Source organism: Sphaerisporangium sp. NPDC049002, from assembly GCF_040649355.1.
GTDB lineage: Bacteria > Actinomycetota > Actinomycetes > Streptosporangiales > Streptosporangiaceae > Sphaerisporangium.
The window spans coordinates 1-9,428 of sequence record NZ_JBEZFH010000258.1 but is presented as its reverse complement, the minus strand read 5'-3'; the positions used below and the strand labels follow the sequence as shown (position 1 = coordinate 9,428).

Annotated in this window: 8 protein-coding genes; 6 read left to right on the top strand and 2 right to left on the bottom strand. The window is 68.4% G+C overall.

Features of this window, described 5'->3' with window-relative positions; genetic code table 11:
• Positions 1–191 precede the first annotated feature (191 nt).
• On the top strand, positions 192–632 hold the full coding sequence (locus tag AB0B89_RS32270) for an ATP-binding protein (protein ID WP_358560341.1): 441 nt from the start codon (positions 192–194) through the stop codon (positions 630–632).
• Between the two features lie 637 nt (positions 633–1,269).
• Here AB0B89_RS32270 and AB0B89_RS32265 read toward each other — a convergent pair.
• Entirely contained in the window at positions 1,270–4,635 is a 3,366-nt protein-coding gene (locus AB0B89_RS32265; RefSeq protein WP_358560339.1) for a S8 family serine peptidase, read from the bottom strand.
• A 297-nt stretch (positions 4,636–4,932) separates the two neighbouring features.
• On the opposite strand from AB0B89_RS32265, the gene AB0B89_RS32260 reads away from it, so the two are divergent.
• Together AB0B89_RS32260 and AB0B89_RS32255 are read left to right on the top strand one after the other, a co-directional pair.
• Positions 4,933–5,187, top strand: a complete 255-nt coding sequence (locus AB0B89_RS32260) for a Smr/MutS family protein (RefSeq protein ID WP_248964602.1) — start codon at positions 4,933–4,935, stop codon at positions 5,185–5,187.
• An 83-nt stretch (positions 5,188–5,270) separates the two neighbouring features.
• A complete protein-coding gene (locus AB0B89_RS32255) occupies positions 5,271–5,906 on the top strand; it encodes a pyridoxamine 5'-phosphate oxidase family protein (protein ID WP_358560337.1) in 636 nt (211 codons plus the stop codon).
• Positions 5,907–5,982: 76 nt separating this feature from the next.
• Here AB0B89_RS32255 and AB0B89_RS32250 read toward each other — a convergent pair whose 3' ends face one another.
• Positions 5,983–6,771: a DUF998 domain-containing protein gene (locus tag AB0B89_RS32250; protein WP_358560335.1), complete on the bottom strand. Its 789-nt coding sequence runs from the start codon at positions 6,769–6,771 to the stop codon at positions 5,983–5,985.
• Positions 6,772–6,938: 167 nt separating this feature from the next.
• Between AB0B89_RS32250 and AB0B89_RS32245 the strand changes: the two genes are divergently transcribed.
• From AB0B89_RS32245 to AB0B89_RS32235, 3 genes are read left to right on the top strand one after another with little or no spacing between them, the layout of a single operon-like run.
• Entirely contained in the window at positions 6,939–8,255 is a 1,317-nt protein-coding gene (locus AB0B89_RS32245; protein WP_358560333.1) for a histidine kinase, read from the top strand.
• The gene (locus AB0B89_RS32240; RefSeq protein ID WP_358560331.1) at positions 8,252–9,007 is read left to right on the top strand and encodes a response regulator transcription factor; all 756 of its coding nucleotides are present in this window, start codon (positions 8,252–8,254) and stop codon (positions 9,005–9,007) included. The genes AB0B89_RS32245 and AB0B89_RS32240 overlap by 4 nt, the downstream gene beginning before the upstream one ends.
• A complete protein-coding gene (locus AB0B89_RS32235; RefSeq protein ID WP_358560329.1) occupies positions 8,985–9,326 on the top strand; it encodes a hypothetical protein in 342 nt (113 codons plus the stop codon). Before AB0B89_RS32240 ends, AB0B89_RS32235 begins: the two co-directional genes overlap by 23 nt.
• Positions 9,327–9,428 lie beyond the last annotated feature (102 nt).

Genomic DNA, 9,428 nt, shown 5'->3' with positions numbered 1-9,428 from the left:
GTCACGAAGGCAGTCTAAGCACACGCCTTCTTTCTCCGGCAGGACGAGAACAGAAAGCGTTTCATCGTCCATGAATCAGGGGCAGGACCAGTGATATGTGATCGAAATGGCGGGCCTCGGCGCTCTGACGGCCTTCAGCGGAGGTGCGGGGGCGGCAGTCCGTCGGCGTGCGAGCGGCACACGGTGATCGCATGAGGTCGGACGAGCAGGTCGTCCGGCACGGTGGCGAGGTGCCGGCACGCGGGTGGCGTGGAGACTTCCCCGGGGAGGACGCGTCCGTACCGGCGGCCCGTGCATGGGTACGAGGGCTGCTGGCGCTGAGGATCGCCGCTCCGGCGCTGGACGACGTCCTGCTCCTGCTGAGCGAGGTGGTGACCAACGCGGTGGCCCACTCGGCGTCCGGGTGGACGGCGGACGGGAGGGTCATCGTACGGGTGGCCCTGGTCTCGCGGGTGGTCCACGTTGAGGTGACCGATGCCGGTTCGGCCACGAGCGCGCCGGTCGCGCGAGCGGCTGAGACGGACAGCGACGGCGGGCGCGGCCTGTGGATGGTCAACGCCATCGCGACCGCATGGGGGTCACATCACGACGGTGATCTTGGCCGGACCGTGTGGTTCCAGGTGACGGAGTAGCCTCCGTGTATTACGCGAAGCGGTGTATGCGAACAATCACCGGGTGAGCCGCCGCAGAATGGCGCCGTCTTCGCCGCACTGCGTCTCACCGTACCGGCGCCGAAATGAGAAGCCACCTGAGGGCGGGGGATGAGGCGCCGCCGGGGGCCTCAGGAGCGTCAGTCCAAACGATGGATGTCAGGAGCGCCATTTCAAACGACGCGTGTCAGGAGCGCCCCACCCTGCCCCCGCCACCCGGGCAAGTCACTGCTCGGGTGGGTAGCCCGGGCTTCCCCACCCAAGTGGGTGCCGGGTGGGCCAGCTACAAAAGAAAATGGGTGTAGCTCTTCAGGGAGCCGAGTAGTCAGGCGATGTCTGTCCTGGTAGCGGGTTTTGATGGACGCGCGCCGGTTCTGCGGCGATGACAGCAGTCGGAGCAGCCGGGCGGGCAGGCGAACGGTGTGCTTTGTGGTCTGTCGGTGGAGTTCACTAGGGTCCCCACGATGCGAAGCAGCTATCTATCCTGGGCCGCTGCAGTCTCTGTTTGGAGGTTCGCGTGCCCCGGCCCTGGCCGCTGTCAGGGGCGTAGCAGTGCCTTGACGTGGGCGGCAAGGACAAGGTGGGCGGGGCCGGTGGGCGCCGGCCCCGCCCTGTTCGGCTACTGGACGGTGATCTTGTCTACTTCGATGGTGATGCCCTTGACCTCAGGGGTCGAGGTGGCGGTGGTGATGGAGCCGGCTCCGGAGGAGACGCCCTTCACCTTCATGGTGTAGGTGAGCTTGCCGCCGGGAGCGCCCGGCGTGCTGGTGACGCGGTAGTCCTCGGTCGGCGGGCCGGAGATCTGGCCGCCGGCGGTGCCTTCCGCGTTCTCCGCTCCCACGGTCAGCCCGTACGAGGCCCCGGGGTCACCGGGCAGGTTCGACGGGTCGTACGCGTAGGTGATGTCCTCGGTGCCGTTGACGCCGATCCACTGCTGGAACACCTTCAGCCCGGTTTCGCCGTACAGGTGGAGGCGCCATTCGAGGACGAGCCAGGTGTCGACGCCGTCGGTGAGCGTGCCCGCGTAGATGCCGGGCGCGCCCGTGCCGTCCAGGTCGGTCCAGTAGCCGGCCAGCACGTTGTTCGGCGGTGTCGTGTCGGGCAGGGTCTGCGGCTGGTACGAGACGTCCGCCGTCCCGGACGTACCGCCCACGACGCTGTAGCCGTCGGAGACGACGCCGATCCGGTTGTAGCTCTTCCCCGCGTAGGTGAAGGCCGGGACGTTGAAGTTGATGGACTCCTCGTCGCCGATCGGGGTCGGCGCGATGCCGAACAGGTCCAGCGGGAGGTAGCCCGCGGGCCCGGTGCCCGGAGCGATGGACGGCTTGTCGGGCTGGCGGGCCGCCAGCGTGGCCTTGGTCGTCGCGATCTGGGTGCCCACCTTGGTGGCCCCGGTCACGCTGTTGAGCCGCAGCTTGGAGTCGAGCGTGCTGAGCGCGGTGACCTCGGTGTCCTTCATGGTGGTGTTCTCGACCGTGACCGTGCAGGTGGACTCGCCGGTGTTCTTGGCGATGGTGCTCGGCGCGCAGGTCTGGTCGACCGGCACCGCGCCCTCCTTGCGGTAGAACGCGACCGGCAGGTGCAGGTCGCGGCTGCCGCCGGTCTGCTTCAGGTTGACCTGGCCGAAGTACTGTCCGTCGGCCAGCTCCGGCGCGGTGATGATGATGGTGAGGTTGACGCTCTTGCCCGGCTTGACGGTGAACAGCGGCGGCAGCACCGTCACGCTCGCTCCGCTCGGAGCGGTGCCCGAGGCGGTGTAGACAAGCGTCTTGTCGGTGACGTTGGTGACCTTGCGCTTGGCGGTGATGATGCCCGGCATGGTCGGCGCGTTCACCGACGGCACGTTCAGGTCGATGCGGTTGAGCGGGTCGAGCGCGGAGGCCGCGTAGTTCGCCGCGGTCTCGTCGAGCGTCAGGCCGGGGTCGCCGGCCTTGGTGAGGTCGATGCGCCCGCCGCCGTAGTCGAACGGGTCGGCGGGGGTGACCCGGTCCTGCTTGGTGACCGAGGTCTTGGCCGTGGTCTCCAGGGCGGACTTGACCTGGCCCGGCGTCCAGTCCGGGTGCAGCGCGAACAGCAGGGCGCCGGCCCCGGCCACGTGCGGGGAGGACATCGAGGTACCGGCGATCACCTGGTAGAGGTTGCCCGGGGGGCCCTCAAGGGGTGACTCGGGCGTCGGGGTCTGCCCGGCCAGGATGTGCAGGCCGGGAGCGGTGACGTCCGGCTTGAGGAAGTCGCCGCCCGGTCCCCGCGAGGAGAACGTGGTCATGGCGTCGCCCTGCCAGGTCGTCTTGGTGCCCTGGGTGAACGCCGCCTTCGCGCCCGGGTTGGCGGTGAGGAAGTTCAGCAGGGTCGTGCTGTCGGGCTGATCGATGTGGACCGCAGGCAGCCAGTGGTTGTCGGTCATCACGTCGAGCGGCGTGGCGTTGTACAGGAGCATGCCCGCCGCGCCGCCCTGCTTGACGTTGAAGCCCTTGAGCACCCGGTTGGGCCCGCGCTGGCAGACGACGATCTTGCCGGCGAACAGGCCCGGGGGGGCGGGGGTGTCGCACAGCGGCTTGGAGTACGGCGGAGCGGCGGCCGACACCACGGGGAGCGGCGAGGCGACTCCGGCCGTGATCGAGGCGCCGGACACGGTGGCGGTGGCCCCGCCCGTACCGGTGAGCGTCACGGTCGACCGGAAGGTACGGGTCTGCGTGGACGCGGCGACGGTCGTCACCCACGGGCTGCGGTGGTCGGTGGTGTTCGCCCCGGGACCGGAGTTGCCCGCCGAGGCGGACACGAACACACCGGCCGCGTACGCGTCGAGGAACGCCAGCTCCACCGGGTCGCTGTACGGGTCGCTGCCGCCCGAGATCGAGAAGTTGATCACGCGGGCGCCGTCGAGGATCGCGCGGCCGACGGCGGCGGCGGAGTCGGAGGGGAAGCAGCCCTCGGCGCCGCAGACCTTGTAGACCGAGACGGCCGCCGCGGGCGCGATGCCGCGGATGGGGCCGCGGCTGATGCCGAGCGGGTTGGCGTCCGCCACGGGGCCGCCCGCCGAGGTGGTGGCGGTGTGGGTGCCGTGCCCGTTGGAGTCACGCGCGCTGGTGCCGTACACCTCGCCGCCGAAGACGAGGTTGTAGGTCGCCAGGAACGGCTGGCCGCCGATCAGCTTGTGGTTGCAGACGAACGGGTCGTTCGCGGGCGTCAGCGGGTTGTCCCCGAAGTTGCAGGCCCGGGGCGTGCCGTCCTTGGTCGGCGGGGGAGCGGGCAGGTTGCCCGGGTCCGCGAAGGACGGGTGCTCGGGCCAGACGCCGGAGTCGAGGCTGGCGTAGACGACACCCTTGCCGGAGGAGGCGCTGCCGCCGAGCTTGTTGTAGATCGTGGGGGCGCCGATGAACTCCCCGCTGGAGTCCGTGAGGGGCTGCTGTAGCTTGTCCTCCTGCACGGCCGCCACGCCGGGCAGCTTCAGCAGGTCCGCCGCCTTGTTGGCGGGCACGGTCAGCGCGATGCCTCCGTAGACCGTACGGAGCTTCTGCCCGGGCTTGGCGCCGGGGATCCGCTTGGCCAGCTCGCCGAGGAAGCTGGCCTCGATGCCCTCGATGTGCTTCTCGTACTGCTTGGCGGGCGCGCTCTTGATGTCGAGGCTCTTGCCGGTGACCTGCGGGCTGGTGCCCGGGAGCCCCTTGAGGTCGCCCTTGTACGCCGCCAGCGAGTCGTAGTCGAGCTTGACGACCACGCTGACCGGGTTGCTCGACGTCGCCTTGAAGAGGGCTGTGTCACTCTTCGCCAGCTTGCCGCTCGGAGACTTGGCCCCCTGGACACGGTCGGCGGCGGTGAGCGGGGTCGCCTTCCACTTGCTGGTCGACCCTGTCGCGGGGGTGGGGGTCGGTTCCGCTGAAGCCGGTACGGCCGGGCACATCACGCCGACGACCGCGAGACTCGCGCCGACGGCCGCGATGCGGCGCGCTCGGGATAAGAGAGTGGGCAGGGGCTTGCTTGGCACGACACCTCCTGGAGAACCACTGGAAACCGCCGCCCAGCGGGCATGGAGGAGCCACGTCGCCCGTGAGAGAGCACGGGGAAGGACCCCACCCTCCCCGTTGGGCGACTCGTGGATGGCCACCCGTTTCCGGGCGACCAAACACAGTCGGAGTCTAGAGGCGGACCACATTCACGCCTAGATCACTCCAGCTACGGATGTGCAGCAATATCTGACCAAATATGGACACGAGCCGGTTAAATGGTGCGATAGCTGCAGTTAGAAGAACGTTCCAAAGCGCAGGGACGTACAATCACGGGCGTGAAGCTGAAACTGGATCTCCACGACATCTACAACAGGGGCGGCGAGATCGACCGGGCGCTGCGCGGGATCATCCAGGAGGCCGTGCAGAAGAAGGCCACCGAGGTCGAGATCATCCCCGGCAAGGGCTCGGGCCAGCTCAAGAAGAAGGTGCTGCGCTTCCTCGACCAGAAGGAAATCAAGGCCCTCTACCACCGCATCGACAAGGACGCCAAGAACCACGGCCGCCTGTTCGTGTACTTCCGCTGGAAGTAGGCCGGAGGGGGCCTCCTGCGGTCAGGAACGCGCCACGTATGCTGGGCGGCGGTCATGATCGCATGATGGCGTGAGGAGACGCGGTGACGGGGAACGCGGACTTCGTGGAGATCACCTCCAAGTCCGAGCTGCGCGAGCTGCTCGGCGAGCCGATGCCGAGGGCGGTCTCCAAGGAGCGGGTGGCGCTGCACGAGCGCGACAGGGAGTGGCTCGCGGCGTCCCCGTTCTGCCTGATCGCGACGGCCGGCGCCGACGGCACCTGCGACGTCTCGCCCAAGGGCGACCCGCCCGGCTTCACCCACGTGATCGACGACGTCACGATCGCGATCCCCGACCGTCCGGGCAACCGCCGGGTGGACGGCTTCGTCAACGTCCTGGAGAACCCACACGTCGGCCTGGTCTACGTCGTTCCGGGCCGCACCGAGACCCTGCGCGTCAACGGCAGGGCCCGGCTGCTGCGCGAGGCGTCGTTCTTCGACCAGATGATCGTCAAGGGGCACCGGCCCTCGCTGGCCCTGGTCGTGGAGATCGAGCAGATCTTCTTCCACTGCGGCAAGTCATTCCTGCGGTCCTCGCTGTGGAAGCCCGAGACGTGGAACCCCGACGCGCTGCCGACGCACGCGCGCATAGTGAAGAGCGTCCAGCGGACCGAGGAAACCCTGGAACAGCTCGAACGCTACTACGGCCCTGAGTACGCCACGCGCCTCTACGGCTCCTGACGGGCGCGCCAAGTCCGGAGGTTCCTGACGGGTGCGCGCTGAATCGGTCCTGAACCACTTCTGAACGGCCGCACCCCTACTCGGATCGCTTCTGCCGCGCCTTCTCCCGTGCGCACTTTCGTCTCCTCTGACAACCCCGTGCCGCGTCCGCGCGCGATCGCATCGCGGCGGCACGCAGTACTGCCGCCGCCAGTATGGCCAGCAACGCGATGTTGGTGGCCAGAGATAGGCGTTCGGTGATGCCGCTGTACTGTCGTGCGCCGAGCAGCCACATAGGGTCATTGATCGGAATGAATGTGGCAACGAACGCGGCGATGCCGAGGAGGCTTGCCGTGGAGAGCAGTCGGACTTGGACCGCTGTCGATCGCCAGCGGGGATCAATCCGGAATCGACGGGCCAGTTGCAGCCCGGCGAACGGCAGGCAGGCGAACCCGACCAGCGCGGTGTAGCGGTGCAGCGCGTCGTACCAGATCGGCGGCGCCCCCACCGGCGACATCGGGAAGATCGCGGCCAGCACCAGAGCGCCGGTCCAGGCGGCGATCAGCACTCGGGCGAGGCGGTCGGCCGGCGCTTCAAGGTCGATCAGCGCGAAAGAGATGCAGATAGACGCGAAGGCGAGCGCGACCATACTGATGCCGACCAGGCGCGCGCCGAGATCGGTGAAGATCAGCTCGCTGAAGGTGGGGCGGATCAGGTCGATGCCGCCCGGCCGGCCGAGTTCGCCGGCGAGCGCGGTAGCGAGCGCGCAAGCGATCCACAGCGACCCGGTGCCGGCAAGCATCCGAGCGAGGCGGCGCGGGGTGGGATCGGCGATGGCGGTCGCGTGCGACCTGGCGGGCGAGGATGTCGGCTCTGCGGTAACCATGCGGCAAGGCTTCAAGTTACGGGGACTCATCCGCGTCGGTCTGCTGATTGATCTCCCGTCTCATCCCCGTCGCCGTCCGCACGGCCGACGTACGACCTGATGGTGATGTCGAGGATCGCTCCAGGGAAGGACGCGGACGGACCTGCGGCCGGTTTAGCCTGCCCGTTATGGACGGCACGTCAGGAGGGGCAGGTCTCGGCAGGCTTGCTGGTCGGGCCGGATCCGCGGTGTGGTACGTGCTGATCACCGGGCGGGACCGGGACCTCCAGCCGTCCGCCTGGGGGGCCGGCCGGAGGCGGTATGCCCAGCGGGCGCTGCTGGTGGTCGCGGTGGCGACGCTGTTGGCTGGCGAGATCGGCAACGGGTATCTCCCCGACTACGGGGGCCCGGTGGTCCCGGTCGTCATCCTGCTGCACATCGTTCCGGTTTTGCTCATGCGGCGCCGGCCGTTGACGGCCTGGCGGCTTACCGTCGTGGGCACCGTGCTGACACTGGCCGTTGCGGCGGTGCTCGCCCACGGGGGTGGCGGGCACGACCTTGGGTCACCCTGGACACCCGGAATGCTGCTGTATCTCCCGGTCCTCATGATGACGATCGCGCGCTGTCCGTTGTCCTGCGACCTGGCCGTCGCCGGGGTCAGCCTCCTGCTGGTCGTCCCAGCAGGGGTGGCGGTCGGCACCGGGCCGCTGTCCGGAGCCGTGATATCGGGAATTCTGGCGGTGGGTGCCGCCACGCTGGCCGGCCTGGGCGTCGGCCGGCAGGACCGGATCGAACAGCAACTTGACATGGTGAATCGGTCGGTGGCCGAGGAGCAGACCCGGCGGGCCGTGCTGGAGGAGCGGGCACGCATCGTCGGTGAGCTGCATGACATCATCGCGCACCATCTGTCTCTTATCGCGGTGCGGGCGGAGACCGCGCCATACCGGTTGGCCGCCCTGCGGTCGGCGCCGGATGATGATCCGGTGCGCGCTGAGTTCGCCGCGGTGGGCGACGCCACCCGGCAGGCGCTCAACGAGACCCGCCAGCTTCTTGGCGTCCTGCGCCGCGACGATGACGAAGTGGACCTCACACCGCAGCCCGGCCTGGGTGACATCGAAGCCCTGGTGGCTGAGGCTCACTCCTCCAGCGTGCCGGCGACGCTGACGGTGCTCGGGAACCCCCACCCGGTGCCGCCCACCGTTGGCCTCGTCCTGTATCGCGTGGTACAGGAGGCCCTGAGCAACGCGCGGCGGCACGCCCCGGGAGCGCCGGTGCGCGTCGAGCTGCGGCACGCGGCGGATCAGGTGCGGATCAGGGTGGACAACGAACCGCCGCCCCGGCCCACCCGGCTGGCACCAGCGGGGTCCGGGCACGGTCTCGCGGGGATGCGTGAACGGATAGCGATCGTGCGGGGCGAGTTGGCCGCCGAGACACGACCGGACGGCGGGTTCACTGTCAGCGCCGCAGTGCCGGTCACCACCGATCACTGTGGAGCACTGTGGTGACGCGGGTGTTCATCGTCGACGACCAGGCCATGGTGCGGGAAGGATTCACGTTCCTGCTGGACGCGCAGCCGGATCTGTCCGTGGTGGGGACCGCCGGGGACGGTGAGGAGGCGCTGGCGACGATCGCGGAGCTGAGCCGGCAGGGTGAGCGACCGGATGTGGTGATGATGGACATCCGGATGGCGAAGCTGGACGGGCTGGAGGCGACCCGCCGGTTGCTCGAACGGTCCACGCACGACGAACCGGCGTTGGACTTCTCGGCGGGTCTTGAGCCGCCGGCCAACCAGCCGCTAAAGGTGCTGGTGTTGACCACCTTTCACCTCGACGAGTACGTCTACCAGGCGCTGCGCGCGGGCGCCAGCGGATTCCTCCTCAAAGACGCCACCGCGACCGAACTGGTCACAGCCGTGCGGGTCGTGGCCGCGGGCGATGCTCTGCTGGCCCCAGCCGTGACCAAGCGGCTCATCGCCGACTTCATCCGAGCTGATCGGTCGACACCGCCGGTGCGCCCGGAGCGGCTGGCCAACCTGACCCCGCGAGAGACGGAGGTCCTCACCCTTGTCGCCAAAGGCCTTACCAACGCGGATATCGCGGCTGAACTCGTCGTGTCCGAGCATACGATCAAGACCCACGTTGGGCACATCTTAGGCAAGCTCCACCTGCGGGATCGGATTCAGGCCGTGGTGCTGGCCTACGAGACCGGCCTCGTCACACCGGTCGGAGCGAAAGATGCTCCACGCTCGCCCGCGTGACGCATCCACTGCCCCGCGACAAGCGCGTAGGTCGAACATCGAGTCAGCAGAGGTCGCCCACGCCACGGCTCGCGTCGGCAACTCGATTCACATCGCCATCACCATCGAGGAGCCGACGACCGGTGACCTGGCCGACGTGTATCTCGCGCTGTTCATGAGCGAGCCGCATTTCGACAATTTGATGATCGACCACCACCGGCTGAGCCCCAATGTGAAGGTGGACCTTCTCCGTGAACTGCTCGGGGCCCATCTCTCCACCGCCGACCCGATCAGAACGCTGGAATCGACAATCGAAAAGAGAAAGGCGCACCAGCGCTAGGAAACAGCAGGGCCCCGGCGAGTTGAGGTTTTGATGGGGTTCGTTCATAAACATACGGCTACGCAGGTAAGGAAATGCCAAGCCGCCACAGATGGAAAGGCA